17 protein-coding genes are annotated in these 23,434 nt (G+C 65.1%); 3 read left to right on the plus strand and 14 right to left on the minus strand.

Annotated features, from left to right (window positions below):
- Window positions 1-100: 100 nt before the first annotated feature.
- From AC3WOS_RS02270 to kbl, 3 genes are read right to left on the minus strand one after another with little or no spacing between them, the layout of a single operon-like run.
- Entirely contained in the window at window positions 101-1,495 is a 1,395-nt protein-coding gene (locus AC3WOS_RS02270) for an L-serine ammonia-lyase (protein ID WP_492714198.1), read from the minus strand.
- Between the two features lie 54 nt (window positions 1,496-1,549).
- Window positions 1,550-2,512, minus strand: a complete 963-nt coding sequence (locus AC3WOS_RS02275) for an NAD-dependent epimerase/dehydratase family protein (RefSeq protein WP_492714199.1) — start codon at window positions 2,510-2,512, stop codon at window positions 1,550-1,552.
- A gap of 20 nt (window positions 2,513-2,532) precedes the next feature.
- Window positions 2,533-3,747, minus strand: coding sequence for a glycine C-acetyltransferase (gene kbl / locus AC3WOS_RS02280; protein WP_492714200.1), 1,215 nt, complete (start codon window positions 3,745-3,747; stop codon window positions 2,533-2,535).
- A gap of 258 nt (window positions 3,748-4,005) precedes the next feature.
- Between kbl and AC3WOS_RS02285 the strand changes: the two genes are divergently transcribed.
- On the plus strand, window positions 4,006-4,584 hold the full coding sequence (locus AC3WOS_RS02285) for a helix-turn-helix domain-containing protein (RefSeq protein ID WP_492714201.1): 579 nt from the start codon (window positions 4,006-4,008) through the stop codon (window positions 4,582-4,584).
- Window positions 4,585-4,632: 48 nt separating this feature from the next.
- Here the strand turns inward: AC3WOS_RS02285 and AC3WOS_RS02290 are convergent, their stop codons facing one another.
- From AC3WOS_RS02290 to AC3WOS_RS02305, 4 genes are all read right to left on the minus strand, one after another.
- Complete coding sequence (locus AC3WOS_RS02290; protein WP_492714202.1) at window positions 4,633-5,835, minus strand: ammonium transporter; 1,203 nt, start codon at window positions 5,833-5,835, stop codon at window positions 4,633-4,635.
- A 314-nt stretch (window positions 5,836-6,149) separates the two neighbouring features.
- Window positions 6,150-8,312, minus strand: a complete 2,163-nt coding sequence (locus AC3WOS_RS02295) for a prolyl oligopeptidase family serine peptidase (protein WP_492714203.1) — start codon at window positions 8,310-8,312, stop codon at window positions 6,150-6,152.
- 117 nt (window positions 8,313-8,429) lie between these two features.
- Window positions 8,430-10,847, minus strand: coding sequence for a putative bifunctional diguanylate cyclase/phosphodiesterase (locus AC3WOS_RS02300; protein ID WP_492714204.1), 2,418 nt, complete (start codon window positions 10,845-10,847; stop codon window positions 8,430-8,432).
- Between the two features lie 15 nt (window positions 10,848-10,862).
- Window positions 10,863-11,510, minus strand: a complete 648-nt coding sequence (locus tag AC3WOS_RS02305) for a methylamine utilization protein (RefSeq protein WP_492714205.1) — start codon at window positions 11,508-11,510, stop codon at window positions 10,863-10,865.
- Between the two features lie 284 nt (window positions 11,511-11,794).
- Here AC3WOS_RS02305 and AC3WOS_RS02310 point away from each other — a divergent pair, with 284 nt between their 5' ends.
- Entirely contained in the window at window positions 11,795-13,570 is a 1,776-nt protein-coding gene (locus tag AC3WOS_RS02310) for a GGDEF domain-containing protein (RefSeq protein WP_492714255.1), read from the plus strand.
- A gap of 188 nt (window positions 13,571-13,758) precedes the next feature.
- Here AC3WOS_RS02310 and AC3WOS_RS02315 read toward each other — a convergent pair whose 3' ends face one another.
- The 7 genes from AC3WOS_RS02315 to AC3WOS_RS02345 form a co-directional block, all read right to left on the minus strand.
- Complete coding sequence (locus AC3WOS_RS02315; RefSeq protein WP_492714206.1) at window positions 13,759-15,129, minus strand: tetratricopeptide repeat protein; 1,371 nt, start codon at window positions 15,127-15,129, stop codon at window positions 13,759-13,761.
- A 250-nt stretch (window positions 15,130-15,379) separates the two neighbouring features.
- On the minus strand, window positions 15,380-16,162 hold the full coding sequence (locus tag AC3WOS_RS02320; RefSeq protein WP_492714207.1) for a metal ABC transporter permease: 783 nt from the start codon (window positions 16,160-16,162) through the stop codon (window positions 15,380-15,382).
- Window positions 16,159-17,076, minus strand: coding sequence for a metal ABC transporter substrate-binding protein (locus tag AC3WOS_RS02325; protein WP_492714208.1), 918 nt, complete (start codon window positions 17,074-17,076; stop codon window positions 16,159-16,161). Before AC3WOS_RS02325 ends, AC3WOS_RS02320 begins: the two co-directional genes overlap by 4 nt.
- A gap of 9 nt (window positions 17,077-17,085) precedes the next feature.
- Window positions 17,086-18,663, minus strand: a complete 1,578-nt coding sequence (locus AC3WOS_RS02330; protein ID WP_492714209.1) for a hypothetical protein — start codon at window positions 18,661-18,663, stop codon at window positions 17,086-17,088.
- Between the two features lie 70 nt (window positions 18,664-18,733).
- Window positions 18,734-19,060 carry a hypothetical protein gene (locus tag AC3WOS_RS02335; protein ID WP_492714210.1) on the minus strand — a complete coding sequence of 109 codons (327 nt, stop codon included), beginning with the start codon at window positions 19,058-19,060 and terminating at the stop codon, window positions 18,734-18,736.
- 114 nt (window positions 19,061-19,174) lie between these two features.
- Window positions 19,175-19,804: a 3'-5' exonuclease gene (locus AC3WOS_RS02340; protein ID WP_492714211.1), complete on the minus strand. Its 630-nt coding sequence runs from the start codon at window positions 19,802-19,804 to the stop codon at window positions 19,175-19,177.
- A 38-nt stretch (window positions 19,805-19,842) separates the two neighbouring features.
- Window positions 19,843-21,093, minus strand: coding sequence for an Hsp70 family protein (locus tag AC3WOS_RS02345; protein WP_492714212.1), 1,251 nt, complete (start codon window positions 21,091-21,093; stop codon window positions 19,843-19,845).
- Window positions 21,094-21,320: 227 nt separating this feature from the next.
- Between AC3WOS_RS02345 and AC3WOS_RS02350 the strand changes: the two genes are divergently transcribed.
- Window positions 21,321-23,339 (plus strand): Ig-like domain-containing protein, encoded by a 2,019-nt coding sequence (locus AC3WOS_RS02350; RefSeq protein ID WP_492714213.1) that lies wholly within the window; start codon window positions 21,321-21,323, stop codon window positions 23,337-23,339.
- The last annotated feature ends 95 nt before the right edge of the window (window positions 23,340-23,434 follow it).

A 23,434-nucleotide genomic window follows, 5' to 3' on the forward strand; every position in this document is an offset into this window, starting at 1 on the left:
AGCGAACAGCGTGTGGCAAAACGATGCGTTGGGCACATATTATAGTGCGACCGGACCTTTCCCGTGAAATCCGCGTTGTTTTACGGGTATTGAAAGTACGTCAACATGCGGCGTGATTGACGGTGATGACGTGGATCGCCAGCCCGCCCAGCGACGTTTCCTTGTACTTGGCCTGCATGTCGGCGCCCGTCTGGCGCATGGTCTCGATCACTTCGTCCAGGCTGACGAAATGGGTGCCGTCGCCCTTCAGCGCGAGCGAGGCGGCCGTGATGGCCTTGACGGCGCCCATGCCGTTGCGTTCGATGCAGGGAATCTGTACCAGGCCGCCGATCGGGTCGCAAGTCATGCCCAGGTGGTGCTCGATGCCGATTTCGGCCGCGTTTTCGATCTGCTGGTTGCTGCCGCCCAGGGCCGCAACCAGCCCGGCCGCCGCCATGGCGCAGGCCACGCCCACCTCGCCCTGGCAACCGATTTCGGCGCCGGAGATGGAGGCGTTACGCTTGCACAGCATGCCGATGGCGGCCGCCGTGAGCATGAAGTTGCGCACCCCCGTCACGGGATCGCTGGGCCGGCAGTCTTCCGCGTAGTAGCGCAGCACGGCCGGGATGATGCCGGCCGCGCCGTTGGTGGGCGCCGTCACCACGCGGCCGCCGGCCGCGTTTTCCTCGTTGACGGCCATGGCGTACAGCGACACCTGGTGCAGCGCGTCGTGCGGCAAGTCGTTGGCATGGTTGCCCGACGCCTTGGTATCGGTGGCCTGGCGCCACAGATTGGCGGCGCGGCGCTTGACGTGCAGGCCGCCCGGCAGCTGGCCCGGCGTGTCGAGGCCCTTGGCGATACAGTCGCGCATCACCTGCCAGATGCGGTCCACGCCCGCGTCCAGTTCCTCGCTGCTGATCTTGACGCACTCGTTGGCGCGCAACATCTGCGGGATGGTCAGGCCGCTGGCCTGGCCATGTTCGAGCAGCTGGGCCATGGTGTCGAAACGGTAAGGGATGGCGCTGGCCGGACGGCTCGCATCCGCTTCCTGCCCTTCGCCCTCCTCCCGGATAAAGCCGCCGCCGACGGAGTAGTACACCTTGCTGACGGTGCTGCCGTTGGCCCGCTTGACGGTAAAGCGCATGCCGTTCGGGTGCTCGGGCAGCGATTCGGTCTTGTGGAACAGCAGGCCGGAGGCCATCCTGAACGGTACCTTGTGACTGCCCAGCAGCGCCAGTTCGCCCGCCGCCTCGGCCGCGGCCAGCATGGCGTCGACCCGGGTAGGCTCCACGCCCTGCGGCGTTTCGCCCATCAGACCCAGGATGACGGCCTTGTCGGTGGCGTGGCCCACGCCCGTCAGGGCCAGCGAACCATACAGCGCCGCTTCGACGGACACGACGTCGTCCAGCGCACCGCATTCGACCAGGAAGCGGCGCGCAGCCACCATCGGCCCCACGGTGTGGGAACTGGATGGCCCGATGCCGATCTTAAACAGGTCAAATACGCTCATGTCCATCGTTTGTCTCGCTTTGTTTTATATTATTTGTATTGTTTTGCTGCCGGTCCGCGATCAGGCCGCCTTGCCCAGGCTGACGTCCACGTTGGCCAGCATGTCTTCCACCATCTGCTCGATGCCGATCCGGGCGGTCCAGCCCCAGTCGGCCGTGGCGGCGCTGTCGTCCAGGCTCTTGGGCCAGGTGTCGGCGATGGCCTGGCGGCTGTCGGGCTTGTAGGCGATGCGGAAGTTGGACACCTTGCGCGTGATGGCGGCGGCCAGCTGTTCCGGGTTGAACGACACCCCGGCCACGTTGTAGGCCGAACGCACCTTGATCTGTGCGGCCGGCGCGTCCATCAGTTCGATGGTGGCGCGGATGGCGTCGGGCATGTAGATCATCGGCAGCGTGGACTGCGGGCCGAGGAAGCACTCGTAACATTCGCCGCGCAGGGCCGAATGGAAGATCGAGATGGCATAGTCGGTGGTGCCGCCGCCCGGAGGCGACTTGTAGCTGATGATGCCGGGGTAGCGGATGCTGCGCACGTCCACGCCGTATTTCAGGAAGTAGTATTCGCACAAGCGCTCGCCGGCCAGCTTGCTGATGCCGTAGATGGTGGTCGGGTCCATCACCGTCAGTTGCGGGGTCTGGTCGGCCGGCGTGTTGGGGCCGAAGGCGGCGATCGACGATGGCCAGAAGATGCGCAGCGGTTTGCCGACCGCGCCGCGCTCGCGCGCCACTTCCAGGATGTTGAGCAGGCCGTCCATGTTGAGCGTCCAGGCCTTGAGCGGCGCCGCTTCGCCCGTGGCCGACAGCATGGCCGCCAGCTGGTAGACCTGGGTGATGCCCTCTTGCGCGACCAGGCCGGCCAGGGTGTCCTTATCGAGCACGTTGAGCTGGATGTAGCGCGCCGCCTTGTGCAGGTTGGCAGGGCTGACATCGCTGGCGATCACATTGTTGGCGCCGTGCTGGGCTGCCAGCGCTTCCACCAGCTCGCTGCCGATCTGGCCGTTGGCGCCGATGACGAGAATTCGTTCCATGTTGTTGTTCCTGACTATTTTCATTGTGCTTGGGTCGGCAGCAGGCCCAGTTCGCGGCCTGCCTGTTCGAATGCCTTGAGTACGGTGTCGAGCTGCTCGCGGGTGTGGGCAGCGGACAGCTGCACGCGCACGCGCGCCTGGCCCATGGGGACCACCGGGTAGAAGAAGCCGCTGAGCAGAACACCCAGCTCATACATTCGTGCAGCGAACTTTTGCGCGACCGGCGCATCGAACAGCATCACCGGCACCACCGGGTGGGTACCCGGCTTGATGGTGAAGCCGATGCGTTCGATCTCCTTGCGGAAATAGGCAGTGTTCTCGTGCAGGCGGTCGCGCAGTTCGGTCGACGCCGACAGGCGCTCCAGCACGGCCAGCGAGGCGCCGGCGATCGACGGCGCCAGCGTATTCGAGAACAGATAAGGACGGGATTTCTGGCGCAGCATGTCGATCACTTCCTTGCGCGCCGAAGTAAAGCCACCCATGGCGCCCCCGAGGGCCTTGCCCAGGGTGCCGGTGATGATGTCGATGCGGCCCATGACGTTATGGTGCTCGTGCGTGCCGCGGCCGGTGGCGCCCATGAAGCCGGAGGCGTGGCACTCGTCGATCATGACCAGCGCGCCGTACTTGTCGGCCAGGTCGCAGATCTTGTCGAGCTGGGCGATGGTGCCGTCCATCGAGAACACGCCGTCGGTGACGATCAGCTTGTGGCGCTTGCCGGCGGCGGCCTGCAATTGCGCTTCCAGGTCGGCCATGTCGTTGTGGGCGTAGCGGAAGCGGGCCGCCTTGCACAGGCGGATGCCGTCGATGATGGAGGCGTGGTTCAGCGCGTCGGAGATGATGGCGTCGTTCTCGTCGAACAGCGGCTCGAATACGCCGCCGTTGGCGTCGAAGGCGGCCGCGTACAGGATGGTGTCTTCGGTGCCGAGGAACTTCGAGATGGCCTGTTCCAGCTGTTTGTGCACGGTCTGGGTGCCGCAGATGAAGCGCACCGACGACAGGCCATAACCATATTTCTCGGTGGCGGCGATGGAAGCCTGGGCCACCCATTCCTCGCCCGACAGGCCCAGGTAGTTATTGGCGCACATATTGATCAGCTTGCGCCCGTCCTGGCCCATGACCTCCGCCCCCTGGCGCGACGACAGCACACGCTCCGGCTTGTACAGGCCCTGTTCGCGCAGTTGATCCAGGTTCTGCTGCAGGCCGCTGAAGAAGGCGTCTTTTGCTTGGTCGGTCATGATGGTCCTCGTATGGGTGGCGCGGACGGCCGCTTGACCTGTCCTTGCACTATGTTGTACCGTGTTCCGCAGGGCATCTCTGACAGGAAGTTTACTCCTGTTTCCCGAGTCGCCATCGAAATCCGCTATCTCGAACTAAAATTCAATATATCGAATATTACCGAAGGCCAGTGAACTTGGCAACCCGTTCACGTGCGGTTCTTGCCGCCCTTTTCCGACAGATTTACGCAAAATTTACCCCTTCCGCCGAATAAAACAATGAAAACACCTGTTTCGACGAACGCACCACCGGAAGTCGGTGCGGCGCTGCAGCGCCTGCGCCTGGCCCGCGGACTGACCCTGGAAGACTTGTCGCGCATCGCCGGCGTCTCGAAATCGATGCTGTCGCAGATCGAGCGCGAGAAAGCCAACCCTACCATCGCCATCACCTGGCGCCTGGCCAATGCGCTGGGCGTGCAGATCGGAGAACTGCTGGCCAGCGTGGACAACAAGGATACGGAAACCATCCGCGTGGTGGACGCGCACGAGACGCCCACCCTGCCCGGCCAGCATGCCGGCTATGTGCTGCGCATCCTGGGGCCGATGGAACTGGCGGGGAAATACGAATGGTATGAATTGACGCTGGCGCCGGGCGGCGAGCTGGTCTCGCAGCCACATGACCCGGGCGCGAGCGAGCACCTGACGCTACTGCACGGCGCGGTGGAAGTGGAAGCTGGCGTCCACAAGAAGAAAGTGAAACTGGGCGGGACGGCACGCTACCCGGCCGACGTGCCCCATGCGATCCGCAACGCGGGCAAGACGGAAGCCAAGGCGCTGCTGGTGGTGATCCACCGCTGATCTGGAGGACACGCATCGGACGCATGGCGCGCCCGATGCGGCTGGCAATTACCAGTTAGATTCACGCTCCGGCGTGGAGGAGATGCGGTGGATGGCCAGGTCGGCGCCCTGGAATTCGTCTTCCGGATCCAGGCGCAGGCCCAGCGTGGCCTTCAGTACACCGTAGATGGCAAAGCCGCCGGCCAGCGCAATCACCACACCCAAGCCGGTGCCTATGCATTGCGCACCGAACGACACCCCGCCCACGCCGCCCAGCGACTTGAGGCCGAAGATGCCGGCCGCCACACCGCCCCAGGCGCCGCACAAACCATGCAGCGGCCATACGCCCAGTACGTCGTCGATCTTCCACTTGTTCTGCGCCAGCGTGAACATGGCCACGAAGATGGCGCCGGCGATGGCGCCCGTAACCAGTGCGCCCAGCGGGTGCATCAGGTCGGAACCGGCACACACGGCCACCAGGCCGGCCAGCGGACCGTTGTAGACGAAGCCCGGGTCGTTCTTGCCCAGCAGGAGTGCAACCAGCGTGCCGCCCACCATGGCCATCAGCGAATTGACGGCGACCAGGCCGTTCATCTTGTCCAGCGCCTGGGCGCTCATGACGTTAAAGCCGAACCAGCCCACCGTCAGGATCCACGCGCCCAGCGCCAGGAAGGGAATCGACGATGGCGGGTGGGCGGCGATGGCGCCGTTCTTCATGTAGCGGCCGCGGCGCGCGCCCAGCAGCAGCACGGCCGGCAGCGCAACCCAGCCGCCGACGGCGTGCACCACGACGGAGCCGGCAAAGTCATGGAACTCGGCGCCGAACGCTTGCGCCAGCCACTCCTGCAGGCCGAAGCGATGGTTCCACACCATGCCCTCGAAGAAAGGATAGACCAGGCCGACCAGCAAGGCGGTGGCGATCAGTTGCGGATGAAAGCGGGCCCGCTCGGCGATGCCGCCGGAAATAATGGCGGGGATAGCGGCGGCAAAAGTCAGCAGGAAGAAGAACTTGACCAGTTCATAGCCGTTCTTGGCCGCCAGCACGTCCGCGGCCGAGAAGAAATTAATGCCATAGGCGATGCTGTAACCGACGAAAAAATAAGCGATGGTCGAAATGGCAAAATCGACCAGGATCTTGACCAGGGCGTTAACCTGGTTCTTCTTTCTTACCGTGCCCAGCTCCAGGAAAGCAAAACCGGCATGCATCGCCAAAATCATGATTGCACCGAGCAAGATAAACAGTGCGTCGGCGCCTTCTTTGTATCCACCCATCAAACTACTCCCCAAAAGAATGCATCAAAAAGTAAAGATGTATTCCTTTAAGCAATAACCGTACCATTTTGGTGCAGTTTTTCAAGTATTTGATTTTATTGAATATTATTTTTTAGACCTGATTGCCACACTAATTGCGCACCATAATGATGCATTTGACGGTGAGTAGGTAGGACGGGTAGCACTATGTTTGTGCGATAGATGCGCGCCTGGCTTTCCAGCGACCGCCCGCGCACCAGCAAGTGGCGCACGGGCGGCGAGTCGCGTGGATCAAAAGCGTGCGCGTTCGGCGCGCACGCACAAGATTGGTGCGATTATTTTCCAGCAACCTGGGTCGGCTGTTCCATATGCAGCGCGCGGGTCAGGAAGCCCCAGCGATCGGTCACCTCCTCGATCTGCTTGGTGGTGGGCTTGCCGGCGCCGTGCCCCGCCTTGGTGTCGATGCGGATCAGGATGGGGGCCGCACCGCCCTGGTCAGCCTGCGCCGTGGCGGCGAACTTGAAGCTGTGCGCCGGCACCACGCGGTCGTCATGGTCGGCCGTGGTAATCATGGTGGCCGGGTAGCAGGTGCCCTTCTTCAGGTTGTGCAGCGGCGAGTATTTGAGCAGCGCATTGAATTCGTCGGCGTTATCGGACGAGCCGTAGTCCGACGTCCAGGCCCAGCCGATGGTGAACTTGTGGAAGCGCAGCATGTCCAGCACGCCCACTTGCGGGATCGCGGCGGCAAACAGGTCGGGCCGCTGGGTCATTACCGCGCCCACCAGCAGGCCGCCGTTGCTGCCGCCGCCGATCGCCAGGCGCGCTGGCGAGGTAACCTTGTTCTGCACCAGCCACTCGGCGGCGCCGATGAAGTCGTCGAACACGTTCTGCTTTTGCAGCTTGGTGCCGGCCGCGTGCCACGCCTCGCCGTATTCGCCGCCGCCGCGCAGGTTAGCCATCACGTACACACCGCCCATTTCGACCCAGGCCAGGTTGGCCACCGAGAACGATGGCGTGAGCGAGATGTTGAAGCCGCCGTAGCCGTACAGGTAGGTCGGGTTGTTGCCATCCAGTTTCAGCCCTTTTTTGGACACGATGAACATGGGCACGCGCGTGCCGTCGCGGCTGGTGAAGAACTGCTGGCGCGTCTCGTACGCGGACGGGTCGAAGTCCACCTTGGGCTGGCGGTAGACGCTGCTCTTGCCCGTCTTCATATCGTAGCGGTAGATGGTCGATGGCGTGGTGAAGCTGGTGTAGGAGTAGAACGTTTCCGTATCCGTGCGCTTGCCCTGGAAGCCGCCCGCCGAACCGATGCCGGGCAGTTCCACGTCGTGCAGGCGCTTGCCGTGCAGGTCGTAGACGGTGACCTGGCTATGGGCATCGCTCAGGTAGTCAGCCACCAGTTGCTGGTTGACGATGTTGGCCGACACCAGCGTCTGCGCGCTCTCCGGCACGATTTCCTTCCAGTTGGCCGGCTGCGGCTTGCGGGTGTCGATGGTGATGATGCGTGCGCGCGGCGCCTTCAGGTCGGTGCGGAACCAGAATACGGGGCCGTCGTTGTCGATGAAGTTGTAGGCCGCGTCGAAGTCCTCCAGCAGGGGCACCACCTTGCTGTCCTTGGCGCGCAGGTCCTTGTAGTAGAGGCGGTTCTTGCGCTCGGTGCCTTGCGAGGCCGTGATGATGAGATAGCGACCGTCATTGCTTACCTCGCCGCCGAAGCCCCAGTCCTTGTGGTCGGGACGTTCGTAGACCAGGGTGTCGCTGCCTTGCGGCGTGCCCATCTTGTGGAAGTACAGCTTCTGGAAGTAGTTCACGTCGGCCAGCTTGGTCGCTTCCTTGGGTTCGTCGTAGCGGCTGTAGAAAAAGCCGGAACCGTCGCGCAGCCAGGCCGTGTTGGAGAACTTGACCCACCGGATATGGTCGCTCGTGTCCTTGCCCGTTTCGATGTCGCGCACCCGGATTTCGTTCCAGTCCGAGCCCGATGCGGCCGTGCTGTAGGCCAGGTATTTGCCGTCCGGGCTGACGGCCAGGCCGGCCAGCGCCACGGTGCCGTCGGCGGCCAGCGTGTTCGGATCCAGCAGCATGCGCGGCGTGTCGGCCAGCGATTTGACCGTATAGAGCACTGCCTGGTTTTGCAGGCCGTCGTTGCGGCTGTAGAAATAGCGGCCGCCTTCCTTGAACGGCACCGAGAAGCGCTCGAAATTCCACAGCTTGGTCAGCCGCTGGCGGATCGCGTCACGGCCGGGAATCTGGGCCAGGTAACCTTGCGTCAGGGTGTTCTGGGCTTCGACCCAGGCGTGGGTATCGGCGCTGTTGGCATCCTCCAGCCAGCGGTAGGGATCGGCCACCGTGGTGCCGTGGTAATTGTCCTGCTGTTCCACCGTGCGGGTGAGCGGATACTGCAGGCCCTGGCCGTTGGCCGGGCATTGCTGCGCCACAGCGCTGCCGCCCAGGCCGGCGATCAGGGTGAAAAGAAGGGATGCGCGTCGTATTTGCATGTAGGGTTCCGTGTCAACGTTGTAGATGGCGGCGCAAGATCGATGGCGTGCGCGCGGAACGATGATAACGTGTCTCGATGCAAATTTAAAATGTTAGCAACGTTGACAATACATTTTTTATTTGGCAAGTGTCAGGCTGGCAGGGGCCGGCACGGGCATGGTGGGCGGCGCGGGCGCCCGCCATTGCTGCATCCACAGCAGCAGCTGGTCGGCCGGGATGGGGCGGCTCATGTAATAGCCCTGCCCCTGGTCGCACTTCATGCTCTTGAGCTGGTGCCACACGGCCTCGCTCTCCACCCCTTCGGCCACCACGCGCAAGCCCAGGTTGTGGCCCAGCTGGATGGTGGAACGCACGATCATCACGTCGCCCGCATCGCTTTCCATGTTCAGCACGAAGGATTTGTCGATCTTCAGTTCGTTGACTGGCAGGCGCTTGAGGTAGGCCAGCGAGGAATAGCCGGTGCCGAAATCGTCGATCGACAGTTCCAGGCCCATGGCATGGAGCCGCTCCAGCGTCTGCTGGGCGCGCACGGGGTCGTCCATGATGGCACTCTCCGTGATCTCCAGGCAGAACGACGAGGCCGACAACCGGCGCCGTTCCAGCAGCTCGCGGAACTTGGTCGGCAAGTCCTGGTCCATCAGGTCGCGGGTGGACAGGTTGACGGAAATTTTCAAGTGGATGCCGGCCGCGTCCAGGTTCTGGCACAGGGCCGCGGACTGCTCCAGCACCCAGCGCGTGAGCTTGCGGATGAAGCCGGTCTGCTCGGCGAACGGGATGAATTCGTCCGGGAATACATTGCCCCGCTCCGGGTGGACCCAGCGCACCAACGCCTCGGCCCCCACCACTTCACCCGTGTCGAAGCGTATCTTCGGCTGCACGAACAGACGGAATTCGTTGCGCTCAATGGCGCCGCGCAATTCCGTCAGCAGCGACAGGCTTTGCTCGCTGCCCTTGTCGATCGAGCTGTCGTAGACCACGGCGCCGTCGTTGCGCAGCTTGGCCGCGTACATGGCCACTTCCGCCATGCTCAGCAGTGTTTCCGCATCCAGGGCGTGGGCCGGATAGCCGGCGATGCCGATGCCGGCTCCGATGTCGACCATCTGGTCTTCCAGCGACAGCGGCGTTTCCAGCGTCTGGGCGATTTCCCCGGCCAGGTTCCTGGCCTGCTCCTGGCTGGCGCCGGGCAGCAGGACGGCAAACTCGTCGCCGCCCAGCCGCGCCACCTGGGGCGAGGCGTGGTGGTAGCCGGCCAGCAGTTTTTGCAGCCGGTCCGCCACCTGGCGCAACAGGGCGTCGCCGAAACTCTGGCCCATGACGTCGTTGACGTGCTTGAAACGGTCCAGGTCCATCATCAGCACGAACACGGTGCCATCGAGCTTGCGCGCCTCGGCCAGCGCCTCCTCGAGCATGCGCAGGAACTGGGCCCGGTTGGGCAGGTTGGTCAGCGTGTCGCGGTAGGCCAGCCGGCTGATTTCCTGTTCGCGGCGGGCGATCCCGTCGCGCATGCTGTCGAAGGCGTGGGCCAGGGCGCCGATCTCGTCCTGGCGGCTGACGTCGATCTGGCCCTGATAGTCGCCCTGCTCCAGCCGCTTGGCCGTGACGGCCAGCGCGCTCAGGGGCTGGGCGATGCGCTTGGCCGTCAGCACGCTGGCGACGGCCGAGACGGCGATGCCGGCCAGGGTCAGGCCGATCAGCCAGCGCTCCAGCCGCTGGTAGTCTTCCGTCGCCTCGTCGATGGAACGGGCCAGCATCACGCTGGCCGTTTGCGGCCCGTCCTGGCCGATCAGCAGCAAGCGGGCGCTGTATTTGTTGGCCTCCACCGTCAGGTCGAAGGGGCCGGCGGGCGTCTGGGGCAAGGCTTGCAACTGGGCCACGGCGGCGCTCGCGGAGGGCGCGAGGAAGGTCGAGCCGACGGCCTGCCAGCCGCCCTTGGGGTCGTGGGTCAGGATGGTGGTGTGCAGCGAGGACACTTCGCGCATGTCGGTGGCCAGCTGGCGGTCGATGGGGAAGGTCATCACGATCCAGCCGATGGTGATGGGCGCCTTGACCGGCATGACGACGATCTGGTACGGGCGCCGCTCAACAATGGCGATGCCGTTGGCGCCGTCGCCCTGCTCGGCCTGGTCGAGCATGCTCAGCACGAGCTTTTCCAGCGCTGCCGCCTGGGCATTGTTGGTCGACACACTGATATGGCGTTCGGCGCTGATCAGCATGGTCAGCGTGGCCTTGATGCGGCGCCCGCTGTTGACCAGGGCCGACTCGATGGTGGCGCGGTCGCTTTCATCATTGTTGCCGATGGCGGCCACGAAGGCCGTGTCGCGCGCCAGCAGCCGGGCGCCGAACCGCAGGCTTTGCGCGTTCTGGTCCAGCAGACGGCTAAACACTTTAGCGCCGTTATTGAGTTCGCTGCTGATGGACTGGCGGGCATTGCTGTCGATGCCGCGCTGGATCACCAGCAGGCCGATCACCTGCACCGCCACGATCAGGGCCAGGAACAGGGTGACGATCCGGCTTTCCAGGCTGCGAAAGTGCATTTGGCTGGCCTCCGGCTAGGGATAGGGACGGCCGGCCGCGTCGGGGTCGACACTACCCTGCTTCATGGTAAGCTGGAACTCCAGCGGCGCCGGGCCGTCGCCCGTCTTGAACTGCACGAGCTGCTCCGGGGTCAGGCCGCCCACCGTGTTGTAGTGCCACGCCTTGACCGTGTATTTGCCTGCCGGCAGCTCAAGGCGCGCGCCGCCGCCGCCATCCGTCTTGGCGAAATATGGGGTATCGACCACTTTCACAAAGGCCAGCATCTTGTCGTGGATATTACAGCCGAGCACCACGGTGCCGGCCTTGTCGAACAGTTGCGGCGCCGCCGCCTCGCCCGAATACAGTTTCTGGTCGAACTTGTGGGCCGGCGAATAGGAATAGATGTGGTGCCTGACCTTGTCGTTGTTGGGGAAGAAGATCTTGCTGCCGGTCTGCACCACCGTCACCAGCGGGATGAACTTCAAACCCTTCTGCGCGATCTCGCCGGACGCCATGGTCCGGGGCGCCGGTCCCCCTTCCGGCTCGGCGTAGATGACGGTGTCCGCCAGGGCGGCGCCGTTGCCATCCTGTACATGGACCGTCAGCGCTGCGGCCACAACGTCAGCCGCGCAACAGCAAGCAGCGGCCAGCGCGGCAAAGGACAAGGCGGATTTCTGCGACATCGGTAAGCCTGATGAGGACGGGGAACTTACATTGTAGCGCCTGCCAAATTGTTCCCGCTAACGATTTCAGCAATAAGTCGCTGCATATAGGCAACAAATGCTGCTCTTAATGTTTCAGCCATTTCATACCGCTGTCACAATTGCCGGTTAGCATGGCAAGCAATCTCCCGTCCATGGTCAGCATCGTGAATCCCCTAGTCCAGGCGCTCCCCGCCAGCCGTCCCGCACCACCGTCCGCCACCGTCACCTATCTCAAACCGCTGTCGCCGGCAGCCGAGGCCGCAATGGAAGAAGAGGAAATGTTGCGCCTCCACCTCAACGACATCATCGCCCATCGCCAGCTGAGCGCCCTGTTCCAGCCCATTGTGCAGATGCAGACGGGCGAGATCATCGCCTACGAAGGCTTGATACGGGGGCCGTCTGACAGTCCGCTGCACGCGCCCATGAACCTGTTCAAGGTGGCGCGCGCCAACAACCTGACCGTGCAAGTGGAACACCTGTGCCGCAAGGTGGTGCTGGAACGCTTTGCGGAACTGGACCTGCCGGGCAAGCTGTTCCTCAACGTCAGCCCGGAATGCCTGCTCCAGCGCGACGCGCCCCACGGCGAGACGCTGGAATACATCCAACGGGTCGGCATCCAGCCCGATCGCGTCATCATCGAGCTGACGGAAAACCAGCCCACCTACGACTACGAACTGATGCGGGAAGCTGTGCTGCATTATCGCAACATGGGCTTCCAGATCGCCATCGACGACCTGGGCGAAGGATTTTCCAGCCTGCGCTTGTGGTCCGAACTGCGGCCCGAGTTCGTCAAGATCGACATGCACTTCATCCAGGGCATCAACAACGATCCGGTCAAGCTGCAATTCGTCCGCTCCATCCAGGAAATCGCCGACAAGTCCGACACCCTCGTCATCGCCGAAGGCATAGAGACCCAGGCCGAACTGCTGGTGCTGCGCGACCTGGGCGTGGCGTACGGCCAGGGCTACCACCTGGGCCGCCCGCACGGGCAACCGGCCAAGGCGGTACCGGCCGAGGTGGCCAAGGCGCTGGCCCGCAACGGCGTGGCCGTCTATCCCCAGCGCGGAAATGAAAAAAACAGCGCCAGCATCCTCAAGCTGCTGCACCAGGTGGCCGCCGTGCCGCCCGCCATGACCAATAATGACGTGTATGAACTCTTCATGCGCGAACCGAAGCTGCTGATCATTCCGGTGGTGGAGGATGGGCAGCCGCTGGGCCTGATCAGCCGCTTCGACATGATCGACCACTTCGCCCGCCCCTACCAGCGCGAGCTGTATGGCAAGAAGTCGTGCCGCATCTTCATGGACAGCAAGCCCTTGATCGCCGACAAGGATACCAGCCTGCAGGACTTGAGCTTTACCATGGTGCAGGCCGACGCCCACCACCTGTTCAACGGCTTCATCATCACGGAGCACGGCAAATACCTGGGCATGGGCACGGGCCACGACCTGATGCGCGAAATCACCCAGATGCAGATCAACGCGGCGCGCTACGCCAATCCCCTGACCCAGCTGCCCGGCAATGTGCCCATCAACGAGCACATCGACCGGCTGCTCGAGAGCGGCACGCGGTTCTGGGTCTGCTATTGCGACCTGGACCATTTCAAACCGTTCAATGATGTGTACGGCTACCGCCGCGGCGATGACGTGATCCAGTGCACGGGCAAGATCCTCAGCGAGCACAGCGATCCGAACCGCGACTTCGTCGGCCATATCGGCGGCGACGACTTCATGATCCTGTTCCAGAGCGAGGACTGGGAACTGCGCTGCCAGGCCATCCTGGCCGAGTTCGAACTGAGCGTGCGCGACTATTACAGCCTGGAAGACTGGGACCGGGGCGGCTACCTGAGTGAGGACCGCCAGGGCAAGAAAGTGTTTTATTCGCTGATGAGCTTGTCGCTGGGCGCCATCAAGGTCGAGCCGCACCAGTATTACTCCCACCACCAGATCGCCACGGCGGCGGCCGAGGCGAAGAAGCAGGCCAAGAAAATACACGGCAACAGCCTGTTCCTGGATCGCCGGCAGCAGGCCAACTACTAGCGGCGGGCTCAGGATCGGCCAGATCCGGCGCCGCGCGGCCAGGATAGCCCGGACTCCGCTCGGCACAGTGCTGCTCGGCGCCGGCTCGGCGCTGACTCAGCACTGATCGATACTGTTCGACGCTCCCCGACGCGCCTTACTCCGCCCGACCCGGTGAGGCGCCGCCCGGCTCATCGTGCCCCGGCCGCCTATGCCCGGTGTTCGGCCCGCCACCGCCGGCGCAACTCGTGGGAAGACGCCAGCTCGGCCGGCGACATGCCGCGTGCGATCAGCTTGCGGTTGCTGTCGGCTGTTTCGTCGCCCGATTCGGCCGACAGCGATACCCACATATGAGCCCGCACCAGGTCGCGCGGCACGCCCCGTCCGCTGTTGTACATGCCGCCAAGGTTGTATTGCGCCAACGGATGGCCCTGGTCGGCCGCCTTGCGGTACCACAGCACGGCCTGCACGTCGTCCTGCGCCACGCCGTGGCCATTGGCGTACATGACGCCGAGGTTGTTCTGGGCGCTGGCGTCGCCCTGCTCGGCCGCCGTGCGATACCAGACGACGGCCTGTTCCTCATCCTTGGGCACGCCATGGCCATTGGCGTAGATCACCCCGACGTTGAACTGGGCATTCGGCGCGCCCTGCTCGGCGGCCAGCTTGTACCATTCCAGCGCCCGCGCCGGGTCGCGCTCCACGCCGCGCCCATGCGCGTACATCCCACCAAGGTTGTACTGGGCCAGCACATGGCCGGCGCCGGCCGCCCGCTCATACCAGGAACAGGCACGCGCCTCATCCTGTTCGACGCCCTTGCCAGTGGCCAGCATGATGCCCAGGTTGAACTGGGCGTCCGCATCGTCCTGCTCCGCCGCCCGCGACAACCAGGCATAGGCCCGCAGCGGATCCTGGGCCACGCCCCGCCCCTCCGCATAGGCCACACCCACTTGCCGTTGTGCCACGGCATCGCCTTGCGACGCGGCCTGGCGGAACCAGGCCAGGGCCAGGGCGTCGCTCGGCACCACGCCCTGGCCGCGCTTGTACATCAGGCCCAGATTGAGCTGGGCCGTGGAATCGCCCTGCAAGGCGGCCTTGCGGAACCAGGCCAGGGCCATGGGATAGTTGCGGCGCGTGCCCCAGCCCTGGGCGTAGGCTTCGCCCAGCAGGGTCTGGGCACTGGCCACGCCTTGTTCAGATGCCCGGTAGAACCAGGCGAATGCGGCCTCGTCGCTGCGAGGCACGCCACGGCCTTTCTTGTAGAGCATGCCCAGGTTCTGCTGGGCCGAAGCGTCGCCCTGGTTGGCCGCGCGCCGGAACCAGCGCACCGCTTCGAGGTCGCTGGCCGCCGTGCCCCTGCCGTTGTAATACATGGCGCCCAGGTGGTTCTGCGCAAATGCCAGGCCCTGCAAGGCGGCCTGCTGCATCCACTGGAAGGCGCTGGCATCGTCGCGCACCACGCCCTGCCCTTTCTTGTACATCAGGGCCAAATTGAATTGCCCGTACGGATTTCCTTGCTCGGCCGCGTCGCGAAACCAGACGTAGCTGTCATAGCTGTCCTTGGCTGAGTTCTGGTTCTTCATACGGTCCCTCCAGCTGCCTCGTCTGGCTTGTTGCCACCGACGCACGCTATGCAAACGTCCGCCGGCAAAACGCAACAATGTTGTCTAAATTGTAAAATGGTGGAGGCCGAAGGCTTTGAGCAGGCTCAAACTACATGGCAAATTGTTATCGTTTGCTGTTCCAGAGGAAATCTTTAGGCGTAAAAAACCGGACATGCCGCCTGCGTCTGCGCGGCGGGATGTCCGGTGCGGCCGAGGCCGGTTCGGGCGGTCAGCCGTGCCGGCTGCGCGCGGCGCCGTGGCGCTTGGGGCCGGCGGCATAGACGGCCATGGCCAGCACTGTCAGGCACCAGACGATCAGCGCGCCAGACGGCAGGTCGAACAGGGTCGAGAGCACCAGGCCGCTCGCGTAGCCCGCCGCGCCGACCAGGTAGGCCAGCGCCATGCGTTTCTTGCCCACATAATGGCGCACGGCCAGGCCGGGCACGATCAGGCTGGTGAACACGAGATAGACCCCGACCAGCTGCACGGACGCCGTCACGGCCAGGGCGAAGATCAGGTAGAAGCCCAACCGGCTGAGCCGGTTCTGGAACAGGAATAACAGGATGCTGATGACGGCCGTGCCGATGGCTGGGACCAGCAGCTGGTCGTAGCGCACCCACAGGATCTGGCCGGCCAGCAAGTCTTGCAGATGCTCGCCGCCGTGGGGATTGTGCGCGACCAGCAGCAGGCCGGCCGTGGCGGCCAGGATGAACATGACGCCGATCTGGGCTTCCTGCACTTCCGGCCAGCGCTTTTCCGTCCACGTCAGCAGCACGGCGCCCAGCACGGCGGCCAGCGCGGCGGCGCCCTGCACGGCCCAGCCCTGCGGATCGAGGTCGGCCACCCCGGCCACGATCACGCCCAGCGCGGCGATCTGGGCGATGGCCAGGTCAATGAACACGATACCGCGCTTGAGCACCTGGGCGCCCAGTGGAATGTGGGTCACAAGCACCAACAGGCCCGCCAGCAAGGCTGGCAGGATAATCATCAAGTCAAACGATGCGGCCGTCATTTGTTGGCATCCAGCAAGCGTTGGACAGTGGAATCGAACAGGCCGAACAGATCCTTGCTGCGCTCGTCCCCACCGACAGTGAACGGCACCACGACTGCGGGAATCTTCGCGTGTTCGGACAACCATTGCGAGGCGCGGCCATCCTGGTAGGCCGCGCGCAGCACCATGCGGGCCGGCTTTTGCTGCAGCTGGCTCAGCAAGCCGGACAGGTGCGCCGCGCTGGGCTCAACGCCGGGCTTGGGTTCCAGCGTACCGACCTGGCGCAGGCCCAGCCAGTTCATCAGGTATTCCATGTTCTTGTGGTGCTCGACCACGGCGACGCCCTTGAGCGGCGCCGCCTGCTTTTCCCATTTCTGCATGGCGGCATCCCAGCGCGCGGCGAAATCCTTCTGGCGTGCCTGGTAGTAGCCGGCGTTGGCCGGGTCCAGCTCGGCCAGCCGCTTGGACAGCGCCACCGCGACCAGCGCGATGTTGTGCGGATTCTGCTGGATGTGCGGATTGCCGGCCGCGTGCACGTCCCCTTCGCTACGGTCGACCTTGTTCGGCACGTCCAGCCGCGGCACGTAGGCGCCGGCCTCAAAGTTGCCCGGCTGGCCAGCCGTGATCTTGCTGTTGCCCGACTGCTGCACCAGCACGGGCAGCCAGCCCACTTCCAGCTCCAGTCCCGTGCACACCAGCAGATTGGCGTTGCGGGTGCGGGCGATCAGGCTGGGGCGCGCTTCGATGCGGTGCGGGTCCTGCAGCGCATTGGTGGCGCTGGATACCTTGACCTTGTCGCCGCCCAGTTCGGTGGTCAGCGCTTCCCATTCCGGCTCGCAGGCCAGCACGTTGACAGTGGCGTGAGACGGCAGGCAGAACACGGCGCTCGCGCACGCGAAAGCGGCCCGCAGCAGATATTGACGTTGTTTAAACATGACAGCTCCTTAGAAAGCATGGGCAGCGTGCGTACCCAGGCTCATGATGTATTGCAGGAAAATCTGGTTATCGGTGACGCCGGGGCGCGAGCGGTCGCGCGCCACCTGCAGCCGCAGGCGGGAGAATTCGGACGGGCTGTAATCGACCATCACGCTGCTGCGCGCCGGATTGTAGTTCTCCAGCACGGGGAAGCTGGCCAGTGCCAGGGCGCCGCTGTCGACCAGGCCGATGCGGGGCGTGCCGGACGACAGGCGATCGTAGCGCGCGCCCACGCGCCAGTAAGGCATGAACTGGTAGACGCCTTGCACATACCAGCCGGACTGCACACTGCGGTAGCTGCCGCTGGCCGCGTCGGGCGTTCCGGTTGCGTAGGCCAGGCTGCCGTCTTCCTTGCGGCGGAAATATTCGCCGAGCAGCTTGAAGTTGGTGTGGGTGGGATTGCCGTTGGGCGCCCATTTGTACACGGCGTCCGCGATCCAGGTGGCGGACTTGCCGCTGAACGCGTTGCTCAGGCCGCCATCCTCATAGCTGCGCTGCTGCGCGCCCGTATGCAGGTAGGACACGCCGGCCCGGTAGCTGGACGAGTCGCCGATGTCGTCGCCCAGGTGCGCGAACACACTCCAGGCCCCGGCGCCGTTCTTGTTGCGGTCGTTGCCAGGATAGGCGGCGCCGTCGCCCGCTTCCACGCCGAGCTCCAGGAACTGGTCTAGCGGGGCCAGCCATTTGGCTTGCACGCCGTCCGGCTTGTACTGGCCACCCAGGAAAGCCTGGTAGGCCAGTGGTGCATCGACGAAGTCCCAGGCGTGAGCGTGCTGGCCGTTCAGGTAGCCGATCGAAGACAGGAAACGGCCCGCCTTGAGGTTCACGCCGTTGGGCATGTCGCGCGTCTGCACGAAGGCCTCTTCCACGCTGACCGTGTTGTCGCCTGCCAGGGAGAACGTCAGTTGGCCCGCAAACTGGGGATCGATGTTGGCCGCCATGGTCAGCTCGGATTCGCCCAGGCTGAAGCCGCGCCTGCCCGGTCCGACTTCACCGCCGCTGGGGATGAAGCCTTGCAGCCGGTATTGGTTCGGGTCCTGCGACAGGTTTTGCAGGGTGCCGCCCAGGATCATGGAGATGTTCGGATTGAACAGGTTGGCCGGTGGGGTGGCACCGCCGGCCGGCGCTGCGGGTGACGGCTCGCCATAGGGCGCGGGCGCCGTTGCCTGCGAGCTGGTTCCCTGCTGGGCGAGCGCGGATGGGGTGCCGTTGTCCGTGCCGGCGGCGGCACCGGCGGAGGTACCGGCGGAGGTACCGGCGGCGGCACCGGCAACGGCGCCGGAAGCGCCCCCGGCACCGGCCATGGCGGCGGCCGGCGCCCCGCCCGCCAACGTCGTCAATTGTGCCTGGGCCGCCGCGGTGGCGGCCTGCGCCTGCTGCAGGCGCTGTTCCAGCGATTGCAGGCGGGCTTCGTAATCGGATTGCATCTGGCGGATCTGGGCGCGGATCGCCGCCAGTTCCTTCTTGTCCGTCTTGTCGGCGGCATGGGCCATGGGTGCGGCCACGGCGGCGCCCACGGCGAGCGCCATTACGCTGTGCTTCAGCATGATTGTCCTTTTTTGAATGAGTGACGCACCGCTGCCTGCCATGCAGGACAACGGGACGATGAGGGTTCAATCAGGCCAGGACGGGTGGCGCGCGGGAATGGAAGACGCAGACGGTGCGCCGGCAGCAGGACTGCTCGGCACTACCAAAGACTGCCACGGCATCGCTGCGCATGGCGGGAAAGGAATGGACGGGAGTATCGAGGGCGGAACCGATCTGGGCAAACGCCAGACACTGGTCGCAGCTCTGGTCCAGTGCCAGCGACTTCGATGCGCTGGCCTGCCGTTCGCCGGCCCGTGCCGCTTGCGCCGCGCCGCCACCGGCGCCGCTGGCGGACCAGTGCGACAGCGCGTGCGATATCCCCATCTGCTGGGATAGCACCAGCAGAAGCGACAACATCACATAGGCAAGGGAGCGGCGTACGTTCACAAATAGGCAACAAGCGGGAAACAATGGCCGTATTGTAATGCGATCCGCATGGCTGTTGCGTGTTTTTTTGTATCGGATGCCGCGTCAGGAGGTCAGCCCCTGCTTCTGCAGGAAACCATGCACCTTGGCCGCGGCCAGCTTGTTGACCGAGACCAGCAGGGCCGGATCGACCGGCCCCAGGCCATAGTTGCGCCCGAGGTGGCGGCCGATGTGCAGCAGCACTTCGGCCGCCACTTCCGCGTCGGACTCGGCCCGGTGAGCCGCACTCTTGAAGCGTATGCCCAGCTGTTCGGACAGGTTGCCCAGCTTGTAGCTGGCCAGTTGCGGAAACACGCGGCGCGACAGCTTGAGCGAGCACACCAGTCCCTGGTGCGCGGGCGCCAGGCCCAGGCGCGCGCTTTCCGCCTTGAGGAATTTCTCGTCGAAGCTGGCATTGTGGGCCGACAGGGTGTCGCTGCCTATGAAGGCCAGCAGCTCCGGCAGCACCTGTTCGACCGGCGGCGCACCGTCCACCATGGCCTGGGTGATGCCCGTCAGGCCCGTGATGAAGGACGGGATACGCGCCCGGCAATTAATCAGCGATACATAGCGGTCCACCACCTGGCCACCGGCGATGCGCAGGGCCGCCACTTCCGTAATGCGGTCGCCCATGTCGGGCGACAGGCCCGTCGTCTCGAAGTCGATCATGACGATCGGTTTGTCAAACACTTGCATCGTGCCATCCCTTACGGTTGCCCAACGTTTTGAAAGTATCAGCCGAACTTGCGCACGGCGTCCAGCGCCAGGCCGGCGCCGATGCTGCCGAAGCGGTCGCCCTCGACCTTGCGAGCGGACGGCAGCAGCGCGGCGATCCGCTCGCGCAGCAAACGCACGCCGCTGGAGCCGCCCGTGAAGAACACGGTGTCGACGGCATCAGGCTGCACGCCGGCGTCGGCCAGCAGCTTGAGCACGGTCTGTTCGACGGAGCTCACCAGGTGGCCGATGGCGTCGTCGAACTGCTGGCGCTCCAGCTGCAAGGTGACGGCCGGCGACAGGCGGTCCAGCTCCAGCGCCACGGTAGCGGCGTCGGACAGGGCGATCTTACCCTCTTCCACCCGCATCGCCAGCCAGTGGCCGGCGCGGTGGTCGATCAGTTTCTGCAGCCGGCCCAGCTTGTCCGGCTCGGACGCGTCGCGGCTGATGTCGGCCAGCTGCACCCACATCTTCTTGGTGTAAGCCTGGTTGATGGTGTGCCAGGTGGCCAGGTTGAAGAAGTAGCTGGACGGCACTTCGCTGTTGTTGCGCAGGCGGCTGCCATAGCCCAGCAGCGGCATCACGGACGACAGGCTCAGGTATTTGTCGAAGTCGGTGCCGCCGATGTGGACGCCGCCATTGGCCAGGATGTCGTCGCGCCGCTCGGCCAGCCTGGCCCGCTCGGGCGACAGCCGCACCAGCGAGAAGTCGGACGTGCCGCCGCCGATGTCGGCGATCAGCACCAACTCTTCGCGTGTAATCTGGGATTCGTAGTCGAAGGCGGCGGCGATCGGTTCGAACTGGAAGGAAATGTCCTTGAAGCCGACGGAATGGGCCACTTCGGCCAGCGTGTCCTGGGCCAGCTGGTCGTTGGCGGCGCTGTCGTCGATAAAGAACACAGGACGGCCCAGCACGGCCGACGTGAATTCGCGCCCGGCCGCCAGTTCGGCGCGGCGCTTGAGTTCGCCGATGAACTGGGCCAGCAGCATGCGGAACGGCAAGGCGCGGCCGCCCACTTCCGTCTGGCCGTCGATCAGGCTGGTGCCCAGCAAGCTCTTGAGCGAGCGCATCAAACGCCCCTCGTAGCCGGCCAGGTATTGACTCAGCGCGGCACGGCCGAAGGCGACGTCCTCGTCCTCGGCGTTGAAGAACACGACGGACGGCAGGGTTTCCTTGCCATCCTCCAGCGCCAGCATGACGGGGTGGCCAGGCCGTACCCAGCCCACAGTGGAATTTGACGTGCCAAAATCGACACCGCAAGCATTGGCCATGTCGACCCTTCACGCAATTAAAGGGGCGCTATGTTACCAGAAAAATCGTTACCAGAAAAGTCGGCGCCAGGCAAATCTGGCCGCAAGAAATATCCGCCGCCCGCATTACGCCATTCTTTCCATGGCGCCAGACATTGCCCCGGATCAAATGCCACACGCCGCGCCGGCGCTAACCTGCCTGTTCGGCCGCCCTGCGCGCGCGCCCATTTCGACAGACGGAGGCTAACGTGGACATCCAACACCGCACAACGCTGGGCAGCCTGGCCCTGGCATGCACGCTGGCTCTGGCCGCCTGCGGTGGCGGTGGTGGCGGTGGCAGCGGCTGCGCCCTGGGCAGTTCGGCCGGCTGCGGCGGCACCCTGCCCGTGCCGCCCACCGCCTCGCCCGTCACGCCGCCCATCGTGACGCCGGACCCGCCCACCGCCGACCCGGCCGCCGACGCCGCCTCGCTCAGCCTGGTTTTCAGCAGCAACGAGCTCAAGTCCGCCGGCGGCGGGCCCGTCACCATCACGGCCCTGGTCAAGAATGCCGGCAACGCAGCGCTGGCCAATGCCGCCATCGCCTTCGCGGCCGACTCCGGGCTGCTGAGCGGGATGCAGGTCAGCACCGACGCCTCCGGCCGCGCCAAAGCCGTGCTCGATACGGGCGGCTTGCGCAGCAACCGCAACATCACCGTCAGCGCCAGGGTGGGAGCGCAGACGGCCAGCGGCGTCGTCGCCGTGGTGGGCACCAGCCTGCTGCTGGACGGCCCGCCCGTGCTGGCCCTGGGGAAGAGCGGCGAACTGACATTGACCCTGCGCGACGCCGGCGGCCAGCCCATCGCCGGCGCGCCGTTCACCGTCAGTGCGGCCCATGGCAATACCGTCGCCCCGAAGGCCGGCGCCCAGACGGACAGCCAGGGCCGGGCCGTCGTCGTCGTGCAGGCGAGCAGTACCGGCGGAGAGACGGTCACCGTCACGGCAGCCGGCGCCAGCGCCGCCCATGCCCTTGCCATCGCCGATGGCGAACTGACGCTGACCCCGGCCGTGACGGTGGACGCCGCCGGCGCCGAAGTGGTGCAGCAGGTCGCCACGGGCAGTTGCCAGCCCGTCGACGGGCACTACACGGGGCTGGCCACGGGAGGGGCCGCCACCGTCCTGCTCAGCACATCGCGTGGCGGCGTGTACGCCGACAGTGCCTGCCGCACGCCACTGGCGGCGCCCCTGCCCGTGACCGGAGGCGCCATGCAACGGGCCTACGTGGCGTCGGCCTACGCCGGCGTCGCCACGCTGACAGCGGCCATGCCGGGCGGGCCCGGCGCCGTCAGCAAGGTGGAATTCGTCGCGCCGCTCACGCCGGCCGCCACCCTCACCGTGCAAGCCGACCATCCCGCCATGACCAGCAACAGCGCCGGCCAGCAGAGCCAGCGCAGCACGCTGCAGGCCGTGGTGCGGGACGGCACGGCCGCCAACAACCTGGTCAAGAACGCCGGCGTCGTGTTCTCCATCGTGGCCGACGCCAGTGGCGGCACGCTGCTGCAGCCGGCCACGGTCACCACCGGCAGCGACGGCCTGGCTGTGGCAACCTATGTGGCCGGCAGCGCCGACAGCGGGCGCGACGGGGTGACGATACAGGCCACCATCGCCGGCCAGAGCGGTGCCCGCACCAGCGCCAGCACCCGCCTCACCGTCAGCCGGCAAGCGCTGTCGATCCAGTTCGGCACCGGCAACCGCCTCACGGAATATTCGCCCAGCCTGCTGCAACAGCAGTTTTCCGTTTTGCTGGCCGATGCGGCCGGCAATGCCGTCGCCGGCCAGCAGATCAGCGCCACGGCCTGGGCCAGCGGCTACCGCAAGGGCCACTATGAATGGCGGGCGCCCAGCACGGCCGACGGCACGGTCGGCATGTGGGTGCCCGTGGTGAGCTACACCTGCCCGAACGAGGACAGCGTGCGCAAGGGCCTGTATGACCGGGCGCTCGATACCAATGCCAATGGCGTGCTGGACCCGGGGATACCCGTCACCGTCACGGTCCAGGGCCCGACCGACGAGCTGGGCCTGACCACGTTTACGGTCAGCTATCCGCGCGACCGCGGCAACTGGCTGGTGCTGGAACTGACGGCCCGCGCCATCGTCAGCGGCACCGAAGCGGTCGCCAAGGCGAACTATCTGCTGCCGGCCCTGAGCGCCGACCTGGACAACAGTGACGTGTCGCCGCCCGGCCAGCCCAGTCCGTATGGAACGAAGGCCTGCAACCAGCCCGACTGATCGCGCCCGGACTTGATCAATGTACGGTAATTGCCGCCAGTCGTATTGCCACGAGGTAAGATCTTAAGTTATGCTTAAAGGAAATATCCGGCCGG

The sequence above is a fragment of the Rugamonas sp. FW305-51 genome (assembly GCF_058786935.1).